22 protein-coding genes are annotated in these 22,368 nt (G+C 43.0%); 5 read left to right on the forward strand and 17 right to left on the reverse strand.

Annotation, left to right across the window (positions count from 1 at the left end):
* Positions 1-38: 38 nt before the first annotated feature.
* Positions 39-941, reverse strand: a complete 903-nt coding sequence (locus CXF82_RS04995; RefSeq protein ID WP_101090965.1) for a LysR family transcriptional regulator ArgP — start codon at positions 939-941, stop codon at positions 39-41.
* A gap of 121 nt (positions 942-1,062) precedes the next feature.
* On the opposite strand from CXF82_RS04995, the gene CXF82_RS05000 reads away from it, so the two are divergent.
* Complete coding sequence (locus tag CXF82_RS05000; RefSeq protein WP_101090964.1) at positions 1,063-1,689, forward strand: LysE/ArgO family amino acid transporter; 627 nt, start codon at positions 1,063-1,065, stop codon at positions 1,687-1,689.
* Between the two features lie 63 nt (positions 1,690-1,752).
* Here CXF82_RS05000 and bcp read toward each other — a convergent pair whose 3' ends face one another.
* Positions 1,753-2,220: a thioredoxin-dependent thiol peroxidase gene (bcp, locus tag CXF82_RS05005; RefSeq protein ID WP_101090963.1), complete on the reverse strand. Its 468-nt coding sequence runs from the start codon at positions 2,218-2,220 to the stop codon at positions 1,753-1,755.
* Between the two features lie 12 nt (positions 2,221-2,232).
* A complete protein-coding gene (locus tag CXF82_RS05010) occupies positions 2,233-2,775 on the reverse strand; it encodes a glycine cleavage system transcriptional repressor (protein WP_101090962.1) in 543 nt (180 codons plus the stop codon).
* Between the two features lie 239 nt (positions 2,776-3,014).
* On the opposite strand from CXF82_RS05010, the gene dapA reads away from it, so the two are divergent.
* The 4 genes from dapA (at position 3,015) to CXF82_RS05030 (ending at position 9,498) form a co-directional block, all read left to right on the forward strand.
* Entirely contained in the window at positions 3,015-3,896 is an 882-nt protein-coding gene (dapA, locus tag CXF82_RS05015) for a 4-hydroxy-tetrahydrodipicolinate synthase (protein ID WP_101090961.1), read from the forward strand.
* A gap of 6 nt (positions 3,897-3,902) precedes the next feature.
* Complete coding sequence (gene bamC, locus CXF82_RS05020; protein WP_102039503.1) at positions 3,903-5,003, forward strand: outer membrane protein assembly factor BamC; 1,101 nt, start codon at positions 3,903-3,905, stop codon at positions 5,001-5,003.
* Positions 5,004-5,323: 320 nt separating this feature from the next.
* Positions 5,324-6,409 (forward strand): efflux RND transporter periplasmic adaptor subunit, encoded by a 1,086-nt coding sequence (locus CXF82_RS05025; protein ID WP_101090959.1) that lies wholly within the window; start codon positions 5,324-5,326, stop codon positions 6,407-6,409.
* Positions 6,406-9,498, forward strand: a complete 3,093-nt coding sequence (locus CXF82_RS05030) for an efflux RND transporter permease subunit (RefSeq protein ID WP_101090958.1) — start codon at positions 6,406-6,408, stop codon at positions 9,496-9,498. The genes CXF82_RS05025 and CXF82_RS05030 overlap by 4 nt, the downstream gene beginning before the upstream one ends.
* Positions 9,499-9,592: 94 nt before the next feature.
* On the opposite strand, the gene CXF82_RS05035 is transcribed toward CXF82_RS05030, so the two are convergent.
* The 14 genes from CXF82_RS05035 to CXF82_RS05100 form a co-directional block, all read right to left on the reverse strand.
* Positions 9,593-9,787, reverse strand: coding sequence for a DUF2897 family protein (locus CXF82_RS05035; RefSeq protein WP_101090957.1), 195 nt, complete (start codon positions 9,785-9,787; stop codon positions 9,593-9,595).
* 15 nt (positions 9,788-9,802) lie between these two features.
* Entirely contained in the window at positions 9,803-10,540 is a 738-nt protein-coding gene (gene kdsB, locus CXF82_RS05040) for a 3-deoxy-manno-octulosonate cytidylyltransferase (RefSeq protein WP_101090956.1), read from the reverse strand.
* Between the two features lie 66 nt (positions 10,541-10,606).
* Positions 10,607-11,677 (reverse strand): 3-deoxy-alpha-D-manno-octulosonate 8-oxidase KdnB, encoded by a 1,071-nt coding sequence (gene kdnB, locus CXF82_RS05045; RefSeq protein ID WP_101090955.1) that lies wholly within the window; start codon positions 11,675-11,677, stop codon positions 10,607-10,609.
* 81 nt (positions 11,678-11,758) lie between these two features.
* Positions 11,759-12,943 carry an 8-amino-3,8-dideoxy-alpha-D-manno-octulosonate transaminase KdnA gene (gene kdnA, locus CXF82_RS05050; protein ID WP_102039501.1) on the reverse strand — a complete coding sequence of 395 codons (1,185 nt, stop codon included), beginning with the start codon at positions 12,941-12,943 and terminating at the stop codon, positions 11,759-11,761.
* Positions 12,944-13,293: 350 nt separating this feature from the next.
* Entirely contained in the window at positions 13,294-13,908 is a 615-nt protein-coding gene (gene can / locus CXF82_RS05055; protein ID WP_101090953.1) for a carbonate dehydratase, read from the reverse strand.
* A 195-nt stretch (positions 13,909-14,103) separates the two neighbouring features.
* Positions 14,104-14,934 carry an alpha/beta fold hydrolase gene (locus CXF82_RS05060; RefSeq protein WP_102043761.1) on the reverse strand — a complete coding sequence of 277 codons (831 nt, stop codon included), beginning with the start codon at positions 14,932-14,934 and terminating at the stop codon, positions 14,104-14,106.
* A gap of 51 nt (positions 14,935-14,985) precedes the next feature.
* On the reverse strand, positions 14,986-15,663 hold the full coding sequence (locus CXF82_RS05065) for a M15 family metallopeptidase (protein ID WP_101090951.1): 678 nt from the start codon (positions 15,661-15,663) through the stop codon (positions 14,986-14,988).
* On the reverse strand, positions 15,654-16,799 hold the full coding sequence (gene dapE, locus CXF82_RS05070) for a succinyl-diaminopimelate desuccinylase (protein WP_102039498.1): 1,146 nt from the start codon (positions 16,797-16,799) through the stop codon (positions 15,654-15,656). Before dapE ends, CXF82_RS05065 begins: the two co-directional genes overlap by 10 nt.
* Positions 16,796-17,179 (reverse strand): ArsC family reductase, encoded by a 384-nt coding sequence (locus CXF82_RS05075; RefSeq protein ID WP_101090949.1) that lies wholly within the window; start codon positions 17,177-17,179, stop codon positions 16,796-16,798. Before CXF82_RS05075 ends, dapE begins: the two co-directional genes overlap by 4 nt.
* 174 nt (positions 17,180-17,353) lie before the next feature.
* Positions 17,354-17,863: a PTS glucose transporter subunit IIA gene (crr, locus tag CXF82_RS05080; protein ID WP_101090948.1), complete on the reverse strand. Its 510-nt coding sequence runs from the start codon at positions 17,861-17,863 to the stop codon at positions 17,354-17,356.
* 56 nt (positions 17,864-17,919) lie between these two features.
* Entirely contained in the window at positions 17,920-19,626 is a 1,707-nt protein-coding gene (gene ptsP / locus CXF82_RS05085; protein WP_102039497.1) for a phosphoenolpyruvate--protein phosphotransferase, read from the reverse strand.
* A gap of 11 nt (positions 19,627-19,637) precedes the next feature.
* Positions 19,638-19,895 carry an HPr family phosphocarrier protein gene (locus tag CXF82_RS05090; RefSeq protein ID WP_102039496.1) on the reverse strand — a complete coding sequence of 86 codons (258 nt, stop codon included), beginning with the start codon at positions 19,893-19,895 and terminating at the stop codon, positions 19,638-19,640.
* 47 nt (positions 19,896-19,942) lie between these two features.
* Positions 19,943-20,338: an ACT domain-containing protein gene (locus tag CXF82_RS05095; protein ID WP_102043762.1), complete on the reverse strand. Its 396-nt coding sequence runs from the start codon at positions 20,336-20,338 to the stop codon at positions 19,943-19,945.
* 106 nt (positions 20,339-20,444) lie between these two features.
* Positions 20,445-22,085, reverse strand: a complete 1,641-nt coding sequence (locus tag CXF82_RS05100) for a methyl-accepting chemotaxis protein (protein ID WP_102043763.1) — start codon at positions 22,083-22,085, stop codon at positions 20,445-20,447.
* Positions 22,086-22,368: the final 283 nt, after the last annotated feature.

Consider the following 22,368-nt stretch of genomic DNA (forward strand, 5'->3'; position numbering starts at 1 on the left):
TACTTAGGTCAATTGAAAGGGGCTTAATGCCCCTTTTTTTATTCACTAGGATTGATCAGCAGATGACGAGCGGTCGCGGCTAATGAACGATAAACAATCGTTGTTTGCTTCGCTTTAATGTTCCAATGTTGCCAATAGAGCGGCACTTGCATCCGTTTAGCCGGAAATACTTCTACAAGTTGGCCACTGTCGAGCAAGGGTTTTGCCTGTAAATGAGCCACTAATCCATAACCTAGCCCCATTTTTATTGCCTCTAAGAAACTTTCCGAAGAGGGGATTTTATGCTCTCGACTACTGCATTCGCTAATATCAAAATAGAAGCTAAGAAATTTATCGTGCAGTTTATCTTTAGTGGAAAATACGACGGCAGGTGCCAATAGTATTGATTGGGGTTGGTCTATTAAGTCATTAAAGTAAAGGTGTATAAACTCGGGTGTCGCGACACAAATATATTCCATGTGGCCAAGAAACTCACTGCTACAACCCGCCATTGGTGATTGGCTGGTGGTCACACATCCTACAGCGTCACCACTTTTCAATAGATGATGTGTGTAAGCCTCATCATCGACCACTAATTCCAATAGCCAACTATGCCGTTTAAAAACTTCGGTGAGTGCGGGCAAAAACCATGTCGCTAAGCTATCAGCATTAACCGCGATACGGACGATGGTCGGTAAGGACGGGTCGTCAACATTCATCTCGCTGCGAAGCTCACTTTCTAACAATTGAACTTGAGCGTAATGCCTGAGCAATCGTTTACCCATATCGGTGGCATAAACCGGAGAAGCTCGAACCACTAGCGCTTGACCGACTTTATCTTCTAGTTGTTTAATCCGTTGCGATACAGCCGATTGGCTAATAAACAGCAACTTTGCTGCCTTATCAAAGCCACCTCGTGATACTACAACCGACAGGGCTTTTAGGTGGGCGTAATCAAACATAGATGATCCAACATAGCTGTATAAGTTTTACTTATGATACATAAATAAAATTAGTTGTACTTATTTTTCTTTGACGAATATTCTGCGCCTCAAATCATCGTATATTTATCAAGGTAAACTCATGCAAACAGCTTTCATTCAAGGAATGGGAATCGGTGGCAGCCTCATTATGGCTGTCGGCGCACAAAATGCTTTCGTGTTAAAGCAAGGACTAAAGAAGGCTCATTCACTGCCTATTGCAGCCTTGTGTTCACTGATTGATGCGATAATGATTACGGCGGGCGTGGCAGGTTTAGGTCATCTCATTTTGGCTTTTCCGCTAATAAAAGATATTGCCAGTTTTGGCGGGGCCATTTTTTTGCTGTTCTATGGCTATAGCGCTCTGAAATCCTCTTTTAGTGAAAACAACATGGTGGATGAAGAACACCAAGCAACAGATAGTTTGAAAAAAGCGGTATTAACCACCCTTGCGATAAGTTTGCTTAATCCGCATCTGTATCTTGATACTGTTGTGTTACTGGGAAGCATAAGCGTGCAGTTTGAAGGTAGTGCAAAGCAGTGGTTTGGCGCTGGCGCAGTACTGGCCTCATTTTTGTGGTTTTTTAGCTTGAGTATTGGCGCAAGATACTTAAGCCCAGTATTCAAAAAACCGAAAGCCTGGTGTTACCTAGATAGATTTATCTGCTTAACTATGTGGACCATAGCATTTGTACTTGTTTACCCGTATTTAACACTCATTCTAAGTTAATAAAAAATGCTAAAACAAAAAAGGAGCTAAAAGGCTCCTTTTTTTGTTTAATAACAGCAGGCCTTACTGAGCCAAATGCGCTAGCACAACTTCATGGTGATCTTTAGTTTTAAACTTATTGAACACATGAGCAATATTGCCATCTTGTCCCACGAGAAAGCTTAAACGATGAATGCCATCGTAGATCTTACCCATAAACTTTTTCTCACCCCAAACGCCAAAAGCATCAGCGATGGCGTGGTCTTCATCACTAAGTAATGAAAAGTTGAGTGCTTGTTTATCTGAAAACTTAGCAAGCTTTGCAACTGGATCTGGGCTAAGGCCTAATACAGTGACCGATAAGTCATTAAGCTGAGGTTGGCTATCACGTAGGCCACAAGCTTGCACGGTACAACCTGGGGTTGAAGCTTTTGGGTAAAAGTAGACCAGCACGGGTCCTGACTTTAACGCATCGCTCAAGCTAACTGTTTCGTTATTTTGATTCTGTAAGGTAAACAGCGGCGCTTTATCGCCAGCAGCTAACGTATTCATATAATGTCCTCTTTAATCTAAACTATCAATGCCTTGCATATGTTCCAAGGTGCACTCTAACGACATCTCTTTGGCAAGCTCGTGAATACTGATTTCGAGTTTTTCGAGATCAACTTTCTCAGGAACATTAATGGTGAATAAGATATTTTGAGATGGTTTACCCGCATCATCTTCGTCAGCATGGGACTTAACTGCGGCTAAATCTAACGAGCGGTCAGCTAAAAACTGGGTGATCTTCTTCATGGTGCCACGTTGGTCATGGCCATTAAAGTTGACTTCTAAACGGGAAATATAATTCTGCGTAGTATGTTTTGATGTTCGCTTCATGACTGTCATCAATTCAAGCTCAACACTTAAACTCGGCAGGGTAGATTCCATCCTAGTGATAGAAGACCATGAACCTGACAGCATCATAATCAAGGTAAACTCATTACCAAAAAGTGCCATTCGACTGTCGACAATATCACAGTCACACTCACTTGCGAGTCGAGCAAATTTACTCACAATGCCTGGACGGTCGGCCCCCATTGCAGTAACGACCAAGTGATTGGACATTAAGTACCTCATTTTTTGTATTAGTAGAACAAAAAAACAGCAAATTTATGACGTGTGCTTTTTTGCGGTTAACAATGCTACCACAAGTAAGTTAATTTGCGATCTTTGTCGTTGATGCAAGCTGGCATATTTAATATATTTCAAGTTGATAATGAATCTGGCATCAGTTGCTCAGTAGTGCTTGTTTTTAACGGCTTGCATCAGTACCATAGCCAGTCCTGAACCCTTGGGGAATACACATGATAAACGGAAGCATCGTCGCCTTAATCACACCAATGAATAGTGATGGCACAGTAGATAATAAGAGTCTTGAACATTTAGTTGAGTACCATATCGCCCAAGGTACAGATGCAATTGTTGCTGTTGGCACAACAGGTGAGTCGGCAACTTTGCCAGCAAACGAGCATATTCAAGTTGTTGCACAAACTGTAAAGTTTGCAGCAGGGCGCATTCCAATTATTGGTGGAAATGGCGCAAATGCAACATCAGAAGCAATAGAACTGACAAAAGGACTATCAAGTGTTGGCGTTGCCGCCATGCTTGGAGTGACCCCTTATTATAATAAGCCGTCGCCTAAAGGACTTATTGCACATTATAAAGCGGTTGCACAAAGCACTGATGTTCCTCAAATCCTATACAACGTACCCGGTCGTACGGCCGTTGATATGTTACCAGAGACAGTTGCAGAGCTCTCGAGTGTTAGCAACATCATTGGCGTTAAAGAGGCTACGGGCGATTTAGCTCGAGTGAGTCAGTTGCGTAAATTATGTGGTGATGACTTTTTACTCTATAGCGGTGATGATGCAACGGCTCGAGAATTTATTTCTTTAGGTGGCAATGGTGTGATATCGGTGGCAAACAATATTGTTCCTAAAGCGTTTAAGGCCATGTGTGATGCTGCATTAGCAGGTAACACTGCCGAGGCTATAAAAGTTGAAGAATCTATTCAATGTTTGTTCGGTGCACTGTTTTGTGAAGCTAATCCTATCCCGGTAAAATGGGCAGCTCATAGAATGGGACTTATCAGCCAAGGTAAAATTCGTTTACCTTTAACTGAACTTTCTACCGAGTTTCATGGTCTGTTGCTAGAAGCAATGAAAAATGCCCGAATTGAGGTTTAAGAATAAATGCTAAAGCAAGTATCACCATTATTACTGATCGCAGCAGTTACAGCGTGCAGTACGCCGATTGACAGAAGGCAAGCAAATGACGTGGATCAACAATATCAAGATCTCACCTCTGCACCTCAGTTAGTTATGCCTGAAGGCCTAAATCAACCTAACTACAGCAAGGAATATGATATTCCTGAAGTGGGTTCTAAAGTTGATACCACATTAGTGGGTAGTACCTTAGACATTCGTCCGCCGCTACAGGTTTTACCTATGTCAGCAGGTACACGTGTTGAAGAAGGCGATGACAATATTAAGATTATGGTTGAATCGATTGATAATGATTCTGACCTAAAGAAAGAGATCTTTGATGTTCTAGAAGAGTATTTCACCAGTCAGTCGATTGAAGTTCGCGCCGAAGATTATGAAGCGGGTACATTTGAAACCGATTGGATTGAACGCTCAGAGGTGGTCGAATCCAGTTTTTGGAGCAGCGATAAAATTTATCTATTACGTCAACGCTACAAATACAATATTGATGTTCGACCACACGGTCGCAGCGGTAGCGTCACCATCGATTTAATCGAACATGAAGAATCTTATGATGGTGAGGAGCAAGACATTCTGCTCAGTGGCGAAGATAAGCGTCGTTATACCATCGACATTCTAAATGAATCGATAAGCTATATGAGTGTTAAACGTGCTCAAGCAATGAAAGCTAAGCGTCTTAAGCAGAGCCTAGGTATTGACGTTAATCTGATATCAGAGCAAGACGAGCAAGCGTATTGGCTTGCTGACGCTAAGTTTAAGCGTACGTGGGATCGTTTGCGTATCGTATTGCCAGAAATGGGCTTTGAAATCGTTGATATGGATAGCAACAAAGGATTGTTATATATCAATGTGACTGATGACTCAGGTTTTTGGAGCTCATTATGGGGTGAAAAGAAACTGACACTCGATGAAGGTTCTTACCGTATAGAGCTTAAAGACGACACTGACGATAATAAAACACGGATCAATCTATTAGGTGCTGACAATGCGCCATTAGATAGCGAAGTTGTTATTGCTATTTACGAAGGCTTCTCCGAGCTAATGGAAGAAGACCGAAAAGTGCGTTAACGCATTACAGAACATAAAAAAGGAGCCTTGGGCTCCTTTTTTTATATCTGCAATAAACGGGTTTAGTGTTTTGTCATCTCTCGAGCCAATAATACTTAGGGTGTTATATCCGGTCGATAGAGGAAAATTTTAGGCAGAAGGTGGTGATAAGGATTTTTACCACAGGTATGCCCGAATAATTGATAATCTATTGATAAAGTGCTGCAGATTACGAATGTGACTGAAGTGTGTTATTTGTAAGAAAAAGTAAAACGTATTGATGCATAGTCACAGCAAGGTAAACTACCCCTAATTGAATAAAGTTGTTTGTTAGGAAATCCATGAAAAAAATAACAATAATCATACTGATTGCATTAGCAGCAGGCTTTGGGTATCAATATTATCAACAAGGGAACGTGGTTAAGGTTAAAAAAGCCAGGCCTACACCCAATGTGGTGGTCGCTAAAGCGACGATTCAACCGATCCGTGATGAAGTGGAAGCGTTAGGCACCAGCAAAGCAAACGAATCTATTACGGTAACCCCTAAAGTGTCTGAGGTCGTGACTAAGGTCAACTTTGAAGATGGTGATTTGGTTGAGAAAGGTCGCTTAATCGTGCAGTTACAAGATAGCGAGCAAAGAGCACGAGTGACGGTCGCAAAAGTGAAAGTGCAAGACCATCAACGGGAATTAGACCGGATCCGCTCGCTAGTCACAAGCCAAACGATTGCAGAGCTTGAGCGAGATAGATTACAAACACTCATCGATACCGCGAAAGCAGAATTAGCGCAATCGCAATCGGCGTTAAGTGATCGACGGATCACCGCACCATTTTCAGGTGCACTCGGTTTACGTCAGGTCAGTGTCGGTGCATTAGTGACTCCTGGTAACGCTATTACTACACTTGATGATATCTCGGTCATTAAGCTGGACTTTTCCGTACCGGAACGCTTTCTTCAATCGTTAGCGATTGGAAAGGTTGTTGAAGCGACAGCTGTTGCGTTTGATGGCGAGATGTTTATTGGTAAAGTGGTGTCCATTGATAGCCGCATAAATCCCAGTACGCGTACCGTCATTGTCCGAGCACTGATCCCAAACCCTAAGCACCGTTTGCTGCCGGGCATGTTGATGAAAGTAAAACTGATCAAACAAAGCCGAGAAGCCTTAATCTTACCCGAGTCTGCGATTATTCCAATACAAGATAGACACTATGTTTACTTGGTCAATGATGAGGGCGTGGTGGAGCAGCAACAAGTGACGCTTGGCTTACGAAAACGTGGCTGGGTTGAGATCATTGATGGCGTTGAACTCGACGAGCAAGTGGTGATCCGTGGTATTTTAAAAGTTCGTCCAGGTGATACCGTTAAAGTGACCTTTAGTGAGAAATTTAGCTTTCTAAAGCAAGCTAGCGTGGAGCCTGTGGCATGATCTTAACGGACATTTCGGTTAAGCGGCCAGTCTTCGCTTCGGTTATCAGTATCTTGTTAATCATTTTTGGTTTAGTGGCATTTGAAAAACTGCCATTGCGCGAATATCCTAATATCGATCCCCCAGTCGTTTCAATTCAGACTAACTACCGCGGCGCCAGTGCCGCAGTGGTTGAAAGCCGAATTACTCAGCTCGTTGAAGATAGAATTAGTGGTGTCGAAGGCATTAAACACATTAGTTCATCAAGCAGTGATGGTCGCTCGAACGTCACTTTAGAGTTTGACGTTGGTCGAGACATTGAAGCCGCTGCCAACGATGTCAGAGACCGAGTGTCAGGTCTTTTGAATAACCTTCCTGTAGAAGCTGATCCACCAGAAGTCCAAAAAGCCAATGGCGGAGATGAAGTCATTATGTGGCTCAACTTGGTCTCGGATCAAATGAACACATTGCAGCTGACCGACTATGCCAGGCGATATCTTGTCGACCGTTTCTCTGTGATCGATGGTGTGGCCAATATGCGTTTAGGCGGTGGTAAAGTCTATGCGATGCGTGTCTGGATCGATAGACAAGCATTGGCCGCAAGAAACTTAACCGTTGCTGATATTGAATCGGCACTGCGATCTGAAAACGTTGAGTTACCAGCAGGTAGCATAGAATCTAAAGAGCGTCACTTTACCGTTAGACTAGAAAGAAGTTATCGTACCTCTGATGACTTTGCCAATTTGGTACTCGCCGAAGGTGATGACGGCTACTTGATTAAACTAGGCGATGTAGCAAAAGTAGAAATAGGCTCTGAAGAGGAGCGCATTACGTTTAGAGGTAACAGAGAGGCGATGATTGGTCTTGGTGTGTCTAAGCAATCGACGGCCAATACCTTAGATGTTGCTCGTGCAGCGAATGCTTTAGTGGATCAAATTAACCCCACTTTACCAGCAGGCATGGAAATAAAACGCTCTTACGATAGCTCCGTCTTTATTGAAGCCTCGGTTAAAGAGGTTTATCAAACGCTGTTTATAGCCATGTTCTTGGTCATAGCGGTGATCTATCTGTTCTTGGGCAGTGTGCGTGCCATGTTAATACCTGCACTCACTGTCCCCGTATCATTAATGGCGACCTTTATCGTGCTTTATGCGCTGGGTTACACCATTAACCTATTGACGTTGCTGGCGATGATCCTCGCCATTGGTATGGTGGTTGATGACGCCATCGTTGTACTGGAAAATATCCATAGACGCATTGAAGAGGGCGATAGTCCGCTAAAAGCCGCGTACCTTGGCGCTCGGGAAGTGGCCTTTGCTGTAGTGGCGACAACCTTAGTATTGGTTGCGGTATTTATGCCAATCACCTTTCTCGAAGGTGATTTGGGTAAGCTGTTTAAAGAGTTTGCCGTCACAATGAGCGCAGCAGTGATCTTCTCTAGTATTGTGGCGTTAACATTAAGCCCGATGATGTGTTCTAAACTGCTTAAGCCTGCTGGTCAATCTTCTTGGCTTGTAAGGAAAATAGATAATGGAATGAATAAGCTATCAGCGGGCTATCGAGCTTGGCTTAGAAAGGCAATGTTACATCCGTTTATTGTGTCATCATTCATCCTTGTTGCATTGGTCAGCAGTGCATACCTTGCAACAGAAGTACCGCAAGAGTTTGCACCCAGAGAGGATAGGGGATCTATGTTCCTTATCGTCAACGGTCCACAAGGGGCAAGCTTTGAGTATATCGAATCTTATATGGATGAAATTGAAAACAGATTAATGCCGTTAGTTGATTCAGGTGAGATCAAACGCTTATTGATCCGTGCGCCTCGTAGTTTTGGTCGGAGTTCTAACTTTTCTAACGGTATGGCGATTATCGTATTAGAAGACTGGGCTGTAAGACGCAGTGCTTTTGAAATTATCGGCGATATTCGTGGACGTTTATCTGATTTAGCCGGCGTACGAGCGTTCCCTGTTATGCGTCAAGCTTTTGGGCGTGGTGTGGGTAAACCGGTACAGTTTGTACTGGGTGGACCCAGCTATGAGGAACTTGCTCGCTGGCGCGATATAATTCTCGAAAAGGTAAAAGAAAATCCTAATCTTGTTGGCGTCGATCATGATTATAAAGAGACTAAGCCTCAGCTTCGAGTGGTTATCGATAAAGATAGAGCCGCAGATCTTGGTGTTTCTATTTCACATATCGGTCGTACGCTGGAATCGATGTTAGGTTCAAGGCTGGTGACCACCTTTATGCGCGATGGCGAAGAGTATGATGTCATTATTGAAGGTAATCGTGATAATCAAAATACGGCAGCAGATCTTGAGAATATTTACGTGCGTTCAGAACGTTCACAAGAGCTTATTCCGTTATCAAACTTGGTCAGTGTTGAAGAGTTTGCAGATGCAAGCCAGCTGAATCGTTATAACCGCATGCGAGCAATTACCATTGAGGCAAACCTTGCAGATGGTTATAGTCTTGGTGAAGCACTTGATTATCTTAATGATTTGACTCTCGAGTACCTGCCAGCTGAAGCGATCGTCAGTTATAAAGGTCAGTCATTAGATTACCAAGATTCAGGTAATTCTATGTACTTCGTCTTTATCTTAGCGCTCGGTATTGTGTTCCTAGTATTGGCGGCACAATTTGAAAGTTTTGTTCACCCAGTGGTGATCATGCTAACAGTGCCATTGGCGACACTCGGTGCCTTAATAGGTTTGTGGGCGACGGACCAAAGCCTCAATATATACAGCCAGATAGGTATTATCATGTTGGTAGGCTTAGCGGCTAAAAATGGGATTTTAATTGTCGAGTTTGCCAATCAACTGCGTGATAAAGGCGTCGAGTTCCAAAACGCTATTATTCAAGCATCTAGTCAACGCTTACGCCCTATCTTAATGACTGGGATCACCACCGCTGCGGGGGCGATTCCATTGGTCATGGCCGAAGGCGCTGGCGCAGAGACACGCTTTGTCATTGGTGTTGTCGTTTTATCGGGAATAAGTTTAGCGACTTTCTTTACGCTATTTGTTATTCCCGTGGCATATTCGCTGTTGGCGAAAAATTCGGGTTCGCCAGAGATGGTTGCCCAACAACTTGAAAAAGAGCTTGCGGATTAGGCTCATTAGAAAGGTGAGTTAAAAATAGAAAACAAAAAAGGCGCTGTAAGCGCCTTTTTTATTGTCTGAATTTCAACAAAATAGAAAGATAAAATTATTGTGGTTTATCGCCTTTATCATCTTGTTCTTTCTTTTTATCCTGATCGACAGGATCTGTTGATTTAGGTTTCTTCTGATCTTTACCGAACTGAGGCATCTTGTATTTAGCGCTGTATTTAAGCACGGCTAAATTACTGGCGATGACACCAATTACTAATAAAATAAGTAAGCCAACTTCTAGATCAGACATATTCTTACCTTATTGTTAATCAACTGCCAAACGAGATTCACAGATACGAATATCTTCAGGTGTATCCACTTCTGGAGAGTCAAAAGCACTGATGGCGACTTTGATCTTGTAGCCATGTTCTAGCGCTCGTAACTGCTCAAGCTTTTCCAAATCTTCTAATCTACCGAGTGGCAGCTTGGCAAACGTGTGCACAAACTTACGCGTGTAGGCATATACCCCTAAGTGTTTATACACGGGGTAATCGTCTGTATCACGGCCAAAAGGAATGCGTGCACGTGAGAAATACAATGCATTAAACTCATTATCAAACACCAGCTTTACGTGCTTTGGATCGTTGAGCTCTTCCTCTTCGGTAATTTGAAATCCGAGAGTTGCCATTCCGAACTCACCAGGGTGACGGTCGAAAAGGCTAATAATTTGTTCGATAGAGATAGGGTCTATCAGTGGCTGATCACCTTGTAAATTAACCACTAAGTCGTCTTCTGCAAGCCCTAGCTGTGTAATCGCATCTTCGATACGATCTGTACCTGAAGCGGCTTCTGCACTTGTCATGATAACCTTACCACCGAAACCTTCGACGGCATCTTTTATGCGTTCGTCATCGGTTGCGACATAGATATCTTTAAGCCCTTTTGCTAGTGATGCACGCTCGTAAACATGCTGGATCATCGGTTTACCGTTAATTGGAGCCAACGGCTTGCCAGGAAAACGACTTGAGCCGTATCGAGCAGGGATCAACAAGGTTACATTCATTCAATTTACCTAATAATAAAATTAATGGGCTTCTTGATAAAAGCCCATTTAGCATCTAAAGAGGACTTAGATACGACGGAATAGCTTAGTTAGCATTTCGTCTGTGACTTTCTCTTCCCAGCCTTCGCCGTAAACATTGTCCCAAAGTGGACCCATGCTCTTTGTGACTGCAACCATCTTAGCGATAGTTTCGTCAGGCAAGTCTTTACAGATATTCTTTGGTAGGACAATGTTATGTTTATCCATCATCTTACGGAACTCTGCAACACCCTCAGGATAGAACTCTTCAAGCACGTCGAATGCTAAACAGTTACCGATACCGTGATGGTAACCAAGTACATAGCCTAGACCATATGAAACAGCATGACATGCACCTACTTGGCTGTAAGCAATGCTCATTCCGCCCATGTAAGATGCCATCATCAGCTTGTCGTCTTTCTCTTCATGGTCGTCAATGAAGACTTGACGGCAAAGATCCATCGACTTTTCAGCGAACGCTTTAGCAAATTCGTTGAGGTAGGTACCTTCAAGTGATTCAACACAGTGAATATAGCAATCCATACCGGTATAGAACCACTGATCGGTAGGCACGCCAGCAATTAATTCTGAATCCATGATGATTTGATCAAAGACGGTGTAATCAGAGTTAAGTCCAAGCTTACGCACAGGTCCGCAAAGCACTGCTGTACGAGACGCTTCTGCGCCAGTACCTGATACTGTCGGAATACCGATGTGGTGTACTGCTGGGTTGTTTATTAGATCCCAACCTTGATACTTAGCACTGCCACCGTCATTGGTTAGCATAAGAGCTACAGCTTTTGCTAAGTCGAGGGTAGAACCACCGCCTAGACCGATAACACTTACTGGCAACTTGCCGCTAAAAGCTTGTACTTGTTCAGTCAGCGCATCAACTTGCTTAGTGCTTGGCTCGTCATCGACATTGACATAGATAAGCATGTCTTGGTCTTTAGCAGGGACTCGGCCACTAAGAGGCTTATCTTGGTGAACGTCATCGACCAAAAAGACCACAAAATCATCTTCACTTTTGCGTTCTTCAGCGAGAACAGTATCTAGCTGGACAAACGATCCGCGACCAAAAATCATTTTTGGTACACATTTGAAATTTTTAAAACTCATTACAACATTCTCCGTTGAGACTATTACTGTAAAAAGTGCAATCGCGTCTTAAGAATAGACGCGACAACGAAATAAATCTTATTAAGCGAACGCGCGCTTAATATTTTCGATACGTTGGTTTATCTCTTCTTCAGTCCAAGATAGCTTGATCAACATCGAGATAGTACGGCTCATAATGGCATCAGACTTTGGTACTGAAACCTTAGTATAATCAGGACGATCTTCGATTAATGTGATCGGTAAAGCGGCCGGAGACTTAAGCTCTTGGATATGCTTCCAGTTGTTTAGGTAATGCCAGTTATTGATATACCAGTAGAAACAACCATCAACGCCATTTTCAGCTAACTTCTTGTTGATCTCAATAGTGCGAGCTTCAGTCGGCATAAAGAAGGTTAGGAAACCTGCTGAATCGCCTTCTGGATCGGGCAGTTCGCGGAATGTAAGCTCCGGAATAGTCGCCATTGCATCTTTGATGACTTTCTTATTGGTACGTTGAATATCAATAATTTTATCAAGCTTACGCAGCTGCGCTAAGCCCATCGCAGAGTTTAACTCTGAGATGCGGAAGTTGAGCCCCATCATGGGATGACCTTCAGCGCCGCGATCGTTGCCAACATGGTCATGACCGTGGTCAGAGAACATGTGTGCATTGTTGTATATGGTTTCATTGTTAGTGATGACCGCTCCGCCTTCACCGCAAGTGATGGTTTTAACAGAATCAAAAGAGTAGCAACCTACATCACCGATGGTACCAAGGGCCTGACCTTTGTAGCTGGCACCAATAGCTTGGCAAGCATCTTCAAGAATAACCAGGTTGTGCTTAGCGCAAACTGCTTTAATCTCATCCATCTTACCCATAGAACCACACATTTGAACTAAGTTGATTGCTTTAGTTTTTGGTGTGATAACCGCTTCAATGCCTTCAGGAGATAAACAAAGCGTTTCATCAATCTCAGCAAAAATAGGAACAGCGCCTGCCATGAATACAGCTTCAACTGAAGCGACAAACGTGAACGGTGGTACAATAACTTCATCACCTGCGCCAATGCCAGCTGCAGCCATTGCGGTTTGCAGTGCAGCGGTACCACTTGATACTAAGTGAGCATGCTTTGCATTCATTTTCTCGCAAAGTAAGGCTTCCATCTCACGTGTTTTCCAACGATCATTACGCATATGATCGAAGTTATAACGGAAAGTAAAACCGTTCTCCATTACGTCTGCAACTTCCTGCTTCTCTTCAGGACCAAATAATTCAAAACCAGGCATGGACATTTCCTTAGAATTTACTGCGCTCATAAGCGCTAAAAATAACTAATGGATTATAACTGTGATATGGGGGTAACTGCGAGATTTCTTAGCAATTTTCTATCGATTAATACGAATTACACGCAATAACGGCGGTTTCTGAAATGTGAGTATGCTTGTTTGGTTATCGGGAGTCTCAATTACGCGGTTTAGTCGAAGGAAGTAGGGCAATAAAAAAGTCTGTTAATTTAGGGAACGACCATTGGATAAATCGACTAGAACGGTGGATTTGGCTAATGCATTAACACACTTGATATAACAAAGGCTATCGACTCTAACGCGCTGATAGCCTGTATTTATATAGAAGCTACTTAGTCTTTATTAAGCTCGCTTTCTTTGTTTATTGTCACATCAAGATCAGAGAGTAGGCCGTTTTCGACACTGTATATCCAACCATGAATGGCCACTTCTTGGCCACGATGCCATGCCTCTTGCACTATAGTGGTGCTGCAAACGTTATCGACCTGTTCCATTACATTAAGCTCACACAAACGGTCAAAACGTTCCGCTTCATCCATTTTGGATAATGTGTCTTTATGCAGACGATGAATGTCTCGTATGTGACCTAACCAATTATCAATTAACCCAAGCCTTTCTGTGCCCATTGCAGCCTTTACCCCACCGCAACCATAATGCCCTACGACCATGATATGTTTAACTTTTAACACATCGACAGCATATTGAAGTACCGAAAGGCAGTTAAGATCTGTATGGATCACCATGTTGGCAATATTACGATGAACAAATACTTCGCCAGGCATTAGATCAATGATCTGATTAGAAGGGACTCTGCTATCAGAACAACCAATCCATAAGTACTCAGGGTTTTGCTGTTTGGCTAATTGCTCAAAAAATTTGGGGTCTTCTTTGAGTATGCGACCAGCCCAGCGTCTATTATTATCAAAAAGCGGTTTTAGTAATTTCATTCTGCTCTTATTTTCAGTCAGTTAACTAGAACGGTGATGCAGGGTAAGGATATCATCAATTGATTGCCTTGCTGGTCTATTCAGTCATGGTTGTTTGTGCCCTAACGATCAGTAAAATAGTAGAACACAAACCTTAACTGGTTGTTAAATAATGTTACGTGACAGTAATGTATGTTTAGTTTGTTTCATTTCTAGCTAATTTGTAGCAGAGAGAAATTCAGTTAGGTGCTGATTAATAAATTCAGCTTGCTCTAACGTCGATATATGCCCCGCATCGGGTATATGGATAAACTTACTGCCATCAATGGCATCGTGCATCAGGTAACTCTCTAATACCGAACGTGCTTTATCTTGCACCCCAGCCATTATCAAACAGGGCAACGTCAGTTCTTCCACTTGTTCCAGAGTATCTCGTCGGCCGAAAATCATCTTTCCTAAACGGAATAGGCTATCGATTTGCTCGCTGTTGATATTGGCGAGTATTAATTCAAACTTATCAACCAGTAATTGATTAGGATTATCCGCAAAAAACAACGGAATTATAGTGGCTCGTAGCGCTGGGGAAATACCTTTTTCATGCTTTATGACGTCAAGCATAGCGTAGTATTTGTCGCGGGTGATCTCTGGTTCAAAGCCAATAAAGCTATTGAGCATGACCAAACGTTTGACGCGGGTTGGCGCAAGTAGCGCTAATTCTGCACCCCACATAGCACCGACAGATAAACCGATAACCGAAAAGTCTCCGATATCTAACGAATCCATTAGAGACAGCATTTGAGCTGAAACATCGCGTAAGTTACGGCATTGAGCTGGCATATCTGTTGATAAACCATGACCCCATAAATCTGGAACGATACAACGATATTGTTGGCTCAAAAGTTCAATCTGTGGCGCCCACATTTGCGCATCCCACAGGTAGCTGTGCCCAAACAAAAGCACAGGGCCTTGGCCGATATCAATATAGCTAATGGCTTTATTATCGATAGTGTATTGCTGTCTATGAGTGGCAAAATCTAGATTTTTCACGGATTATTCTCTGTCATTGTGAATTTATTTGTTGTTAATTTCGATACTTGATTATAGCGGGACTGGCGCGACACGGTAAACATATTCTCGGGTTAACGCGTCTAACTTATCTAGAACTTGTGCTTTATATAATACCGACGAGTGTTGCAGGATATCGGCTAAGGTCTCTACATTGAACGCATCCACGTAGTGCTTAGATACCGGATAATAACTAAGATGCCATGGTTCAGCACTGACACCACTCAAGCCTTGTTGAAAAGGCAAGTAAAAGCCAAAACGTTGAGCATTGTTAGTTAACCACAAACTCAAGGTATAGCAGGGCCCATTCAGTTGATACTCCTGCGGAATTAGCTGTAAATCATGCTTTGATATCTTGTTACTATCAAAAATATCGATATCAGTACCCCAATGATGTCTTGAGGTCCCAGGTAGTGCAGACCATAGCAGTATTAGCGCGATAATCTGCTCTGCAGTTTTGCCGCCGATGTCGACTGGCTGAGCGTCTTTGTTGAGTAATGTGCGAGTGCCACTGGCTTTTGCATTCCAAATTAACTGTTGTCGATCAAAATCTCGAAAAGCAGAGCATATCTCTATCGCAATACCTTCTTTTTCAGCAGCGGTGCGCATTTGAGCAAATGCGTGTGCGGTTTCTTGCTCAAGGAGGTAACCGGAGCACTCAATTAAATGAGCACTGCTGAGTCCATAAAGGTGAGGGGCTGCTATTGGCACAACAGATTTTCCAAAATGGCTTCATAACACAGAGCTAGTTGCTCAAGGTCGGTAACTTTAACGCATTCATTCACTTTGTGAATCGTTGCGTTGACAGGCCCCAATTCCAGCACTTGTGCCCCCGTTGGCGCAATAAAGCGGCCATCGGAAGTACCACCTGATGTCTGAGGATCAGTATCTAAACCGGTGACTTTCTTAATCGCATCGCGTGTCGCATCAAGCAGTGGTCCATCACCCGTTAAGAATGGTAAGCCATTGAATATCCAGTTTATATCATAATCCAGTCCATGTGCGTCGAGTATGTTAAGCACTCGTTCGATCAATATATCAGCGGTGACTTCAGTAGAGTACCTAAAGTTAAACATGACCTCTAGCGCACCTGGAATAACGTTTGATGCGCCTGTGCCGCCATTGATGTTAGCGATTTGAAAGCTGGTAGGCGGGAAAAACGCATTGCCATTGTCCCACTTCATCCGGGCTAATTCATCGAGCACTGGTGCCGCTTTGTGAATAGGGTTGTCAGCAAGGTGAGGGTACGCGACGTGTCCTTGGACCCCATTGATGGTGAGGTTGCCTGTTAAGCTTCCACGGCGTCCATTTTTAACAATGTCACCCAGTTTATGCGTTGATGATGGCTCACCGACTAATGACCAAGTGATTTTTTCATTACGCTCTTCTAAGGTATCAATAACTCGAGTGGTGCCATTAATAAAGGGCCCCTCTTCGTCGCTCGTGATAAGAAAGGCGATAGAGCCATTATGGTCGGGATGGTTTTTAACAAACCGTTCAGTAGCAACGACCATTGCCGCAAGTGAGCCTTTCATATCTGCTGCGCCGCGTCCATGCAGGTAATCATCAATGACGACAGGCTCAAAAGGTGGCGTGTGCCAACGGTTGAGATCGCCAACGGGGACCACATCAGTATGGCCAGCGAAACAGAAAACAGGGTCTTGGGTGCCTTTTCGAGCCCACATGTTCGTGGTGTCTTCGAACACCATATCTTCAATGTTAAAACCTGCAGCAGCGAGTCTTGTAGCCATCAAGGTTTGGCAACCTTCATCTAGCGGCGTAACGGATGGACGAGAGATTAAATCTTTTGCCAATGCCAGTACTAAAGAATCTTTAGATTGGCTCATAGACTAAACCACGCTTTATATTCAGCTTCTTTGAATCCGACATTAACCTTGCTGCCGTTGACGAGTACAGGGCGTTTGATTAATGTTGGATAAAGGACCATTAGCGCGATAGCTTTCTTTTCATTAATGTCATTTTTTTCGGTGTCAGTTAAATTTCTAAAACTGGTGCTACGTTTATTAAATAAAGTTTCCCATCCAACGACAGCGACCCATTCTTCGACTTGCTCGGCAGTGAGCCCATGTTCACGAAAATCATGAAAATCAACGCTAAGATTATTTTGTTCTAGCCATTTACGGGCTTTACGTACGGTGTCGCAATTCTTAATGCCGAAAAGTGTCAAAGCGGGTACTCCATTATTAATTTTATTAGTGAATCTCATTGTGTCATTGGTTTTGTAAAGCCTCAAGGAAGAAATAGCTCTGCTTGGGGTTATTGAGTTTTATTCAACTTATTGGCGCTGATATGTGATAAACATGATTAGGAAACATTACATGTAAGCAACAAAAGCCGAATGATTGCATTCGGCTTTTGTTATGTGAAACGAACCATTAGCTTAAAGTATGGCGGAAAAAATAATGTCTTTACCCGCTTCTAAGGTCCCCTGTTTTTTATCCAAACCTTTCACGTCTTCCATGTTGGCGATAAGCACCGGTGTCAATAGGCTATCGGCATGCTCTTTTAGATATTCAATATCGAACTCTAAGATAGGCTCGCCCATTTTGACTTCTTGGCCTTCTTCAGCGAGACGTTTAAAACCGTTCCCCCTAAGCTCTACAGTGCCTATCCCAAAATGAACAAAAATCTCTAATCCTTGCGGCGATTCAATGCTAAAGGCATGGTTGGTTTCAAAAATTTTGCCTATGGTTCCATCTATCGGCGCAACAATATGCTGGCCTGTTGGTGCGATGGCTAATCCATCCCCGACAATTTTTTCAGAGAATACAGCGTCGGGTACTTTCTCGATCGCAACAATTTTGCCAGAAACGGGTGCATATACATTTACACTGCCCGCGATGTCTGTTTGTCCGGAAACAAGACGTCTAATGCGGCTTAAAAATCCCATTTATTTGCCCCTTGGAATCATTATAATATTCAAATTAGACTGCATTTATTATATCTCTATAAACTAAGACCTGTTAGATAAAGATTTAATTCTTCGATTCTTTCTATCTTTTGTGCCTGTTTGGCCATCTCTAAGCAAGATGAGTAACTGCTGGCTCTTATCGCCGATTTGACTTCCAATAATGAGACTAGATTGACACTGAGTTCATCAATACCCATTCCCACAAGTAAAGGTGCAACAATAGGGTCGCTGGCCAGTTCGCCACAAAGAGAGACTTTGACATTATGTTGCTTGGCAGTATCAATACTCATTTGAACCAAGGTTAAAATGGCAGGTGAAAGTGAAGGGTAATCCCGTGTCAGTTGCGGATTTGTTCTGTCAGCCGCCATTGCATATTGTGTTAAATCATTAGTACCAATGCTGATGAAGTCGAGCCTAGGCAGCATTGATGCAAGGTTTATCACCGCGGCAGGTGTCTCAACGACGATTCCGTAACTCAGTTCACCGTAGCCTTTTTCTTCTTCGTTTAAGCTGCTTTTACATTGTTCAATCAATTCAAAAAGTGTGTCTAGCTCTTCGACTTGGTTGATCATAGGAAACATCAACCGAATAGGTCCGTGGTTCGCAGCACGCAAAATGGCTTTTAGCTGGGTGACCAGGATTTCAGGATGTGCGAAGGTATATCGAATGCCTCTGATGCCTAGGGCGGGGTTATCTTCACAAGCTGGATTTAAGCAGGGTAACTCTTTATCAGCGCCCACATCGAGGGTACGTATGGTAAAGGGCTTTCCATCCATGAGCTGAAGCGCATCGCAATAGAAGTGGTATTGTATTTTCTCCTGTGGAATAGTCATGGTATTCATTAGCATGAACTCGGTTCTAAAGAGCCCGATCCCTTCAGCGCCAACATCGGTGAGATGGCTTATTTCATTTAAACTGCCCACATTAGCCAGTAATCCCACACAGTGCCCGTCGAGGGTCTGAGCGGGGAGATCTTTAAGCAGCAAGAGTTGCTGTTTGTGCGCTTCATCTTGTTGGCGCAGTTGGGTCAGTCTTTCGATGATGTCAGCGGTGGGGTTTAGATGCAGCTCGCCGTCGATAGCGTTGAGTACGACGGCGTCGCCATCGTTAATTTGTGACCGTTCAAATTGGCAACTTAACAGCGCTGGGATCCCAGCGCTGCGTGCCAAAATCGCAGTATGGCTTGTTAACCCACCGGTGTTAAGCACCAAGCCTGTTATGTGTTGTAGCGGTAGCATGGCGAATTCAGCAGGGGTGAGATCATGGGCCAAAATAACGGTTGGCGTAGTTAACTGGCTGAGGTCCAGATGCTGTGCGCCGCTGAGTCTGGCGATTAAGCGACTCGCTAAACACAAAACATCCTGTGCTCTATTGGCTAAATAGGGGTCTTCTAGTTGTTCAATCTCCGAAGCTTGATGGGAAAATACTCTCTCAATGGCCACCGCTGCATTAATTTGTAGCTGGCGAATTTCATTTACGACGACCTCTAGGAGCGAATCATCATCAAGAAAGAGTAAATCAGCTTCAATCAGATCATAATGCTCAGAACCGACCTTAAGCTTGGCTAGTATCTCTGCTAAATGACTTTTTTGCTTATTGAATGCTAATGCTAGTTTTCGTTGTTCATTAGGGATTTTATCAGGGGACAAACGTCGATAGTCGATTTTTTCATGGTGTAGATTGAGGTGTAGGGCTTGGCCGAACGCGACGCCTGATGAAACAACAATACCTTTAATCGACATAACGGAGCCTTTTAGCTAAGTGTAATAAGGAGTTCAGAAACTTCTTCAACTGCTTGCTGAGCTTGTTCACCTTCAGCGATAACTTTGACTTCTATACCGAAATAAAGCCCTAGTGTTTGTAGCTTAAAAAGGCTTTTTGCACTGGCCTGTTTTCCGTTACATTCTACGATGATATCGCAATCAAATGATTTGGCTTTTTTAACTAATAGTGCCGCAGGTCGAGTGTGTATACCGTGCTTAGCAGTTATTGTAACGGTTTTTTGGTACATATAATCTTCTCGTTAAAAGGCTAAGAATCGGCTGTATAAGCTGATGATTATCTGCTCTGATGTTCAATGATTTGATAGTTCTTTTTCTTGAGTGCTTTTGTGGCTTCGGCCAAGGTGTCTTTTTTTACCAGAATATAGTCGGTATCGAATGTAGAGATAGCAAATATACTAATTTTTTCTGCGGCCAATGCGCCTGATACGCTCGATAATATGCCTGTCATGGAAAAGCCTAAAGGGCCCAATACTTCAAGACAGCGCCAACCGTTTTCCTGCTCTAGGCTATCCATTTCGAATGTTGAAATTACGACAACTGACAGTTCTTCGCTCGTTTTACCGATAAAGTAGATATCTTGCTGAAAAATCGCACTCGGTACGATACTGTCAGGAGCAAGGCTATGAATAGTAAAAAGTTGCGGATGAATCGCTAAGGTCATGCGTGCCATAAATTCAATTCCGTATTGATAGATCGTCCGAATTGAATTTAGCTTAACATAGTTTGAATAATGAAAAAGGGGCAAATTATGCCCCTTTTTTAATGTGGATAAGCGTTTAGCTGACCTTAAACTGGCTTAATGTTTTGGCTGAGTTTTTGCTAATCGATTGTAATGACACTGCGGCATGGCGGTTACTTTCGTTGGCCTTTACTGACACTTCAGTCAGTTCTGTAATACTGCATATATTGCGATTAATCTCTTCCGTGACCAGAGATTGCTCTTCTGTTGCGCTGGCTAACTGGGTATTCATATCGCTGATATGAGCAACAAGATCCAAAATTTCAGCTAGTGATTCCCCCACACCCTTAGCTTGACTCTGCACTTGCTCAGATTGTTGTTGTGTACGCTCGTTACTAGAGACGACCGAACTCACGCCTGATTGGATCTCAGTGATGATTTTTTGAATTTCATTGGTAGAGTCCTGAGTTCGGTTTGCTAAAGCACGCACCTCATCGGCAACAACAGCGAATCCTCTGCCGTGCGCACCGGCACGGGCGGCTTCAATCGCGGCATTAAGCGCAAGCAGGTTGGTCTGATCGGCGATGCCTCTTATCACATCTAATATGCTGCCAATCTGTTTTGAAGACGTGCCAAGATGGTGGGTTATCTGTTCAGATGTTTTTAACTCTTCGACTAATCGCTGCGTATTATCGAGGGTGTTATCCATTTTTTCCATGCTGAGTTGGGCTTGCTGTTTGACACTATTTGCGGCGTCTGCGGCTTGACTGGTGTTGGTCGCCATCTCATGGGTGGTTGATAGCATCTCGTTGATTGCAGTTGCAACGCTGCTGGTTTCTTGATGGAGGTGATCAACACTGCTATTTGACTCCTCTACGGCATTAAGTAAACGTGTGGCATCATCATCTAGGTTTTTTCCTAGCGGTTGTAGTTGAGCAACAGTATCTGCAATCTTTATCACAAACAGATTAAAAGCCTCTGCTAGCTCTGCTACCTCATCTTTACCTTTTGTGGGTAACCTTTTGGTTAGATCACCGTCACCTTGTGCAATATCTTTCATCGCCGCAATCGCATTTTTAAGCGGTGCGGTAATCGATAGATTAAGCAATAAGAAGAATGAAAAAATGGGAATAGATATCATTAGCATGATAAGCACGTAATCAAATGCCATCGAATACATGACATTGTTTATCTCGCTATTATAACTGCCGGTAATGAGTGTCCAATCCCAAGCGGGATAGTACCTAGCCTCAACCAACTTATCTTCTAACTGGCTGCTTTGAGCATTAATAAAGCTGACTTGGCCTTTGGCTGTGCCATTGATTGCAGCAGCTGCAACGATTGCAGAGAGTGTGGTGTCATTACCTTGCTGGTTAATGCTGGCAAGTTTGTTACCGATAGTTTGCTTACTCGCGCCATTGGCTAAAATGGTGTTATCTCTATCAAGTAAAATGAAGTTGCCTTTATCGCTAAAATGGATCTGGCTGATAAGGTTAGCACTTTCTACCTTGGCATCACTTTCAGAAATATCACCATTAGCCGCTTGCATCCGATGCGCTTCAATAACACTGATAACCGTGTTTAGCTGCGCATCATTTTGCTGCCACTTTTGCGTAACAAGGTTGTTGTATTGCTCGTTTATCGAAAAACTGGCAAAACAAACGGTACCGATCGCTGCCAGCATGAGCATTAAAATAAGTCGTTGGAGGATGGTTAGTTGTCTTAAAAGGGCAGTCATAAGAGCCTGGCTACATTAAATAAAGAGTGTCATGAATGTATCGTTTATTGTTAACCAAAAGAACCCATAACAGTATGTTTATTTTAAAAATGTTAACTATATCGACTCTTTATTTATTTTTATATTTTTTAAATCATAGATCTCATTTTTCACCGCTAAATGACATTTTATTTTGAGGTTTAGAATAGATGTTCTGATGACATTTGTTTAAGCATAATTTATTTAGCCTAATGTCTGAACAACTGCAGATAAAATCGACGTTTTAGCTTAGTTTTTACTTTGA

Source organism: Shewanella sp. GutDb-MelDb, assembly GCF_002836075.1.
Taxonomy (GTDB): Bacteria; Pseudomonadota; Gammaproteobacteria; order Enterobacterales; family Shewanellaceae; genus Shewanella.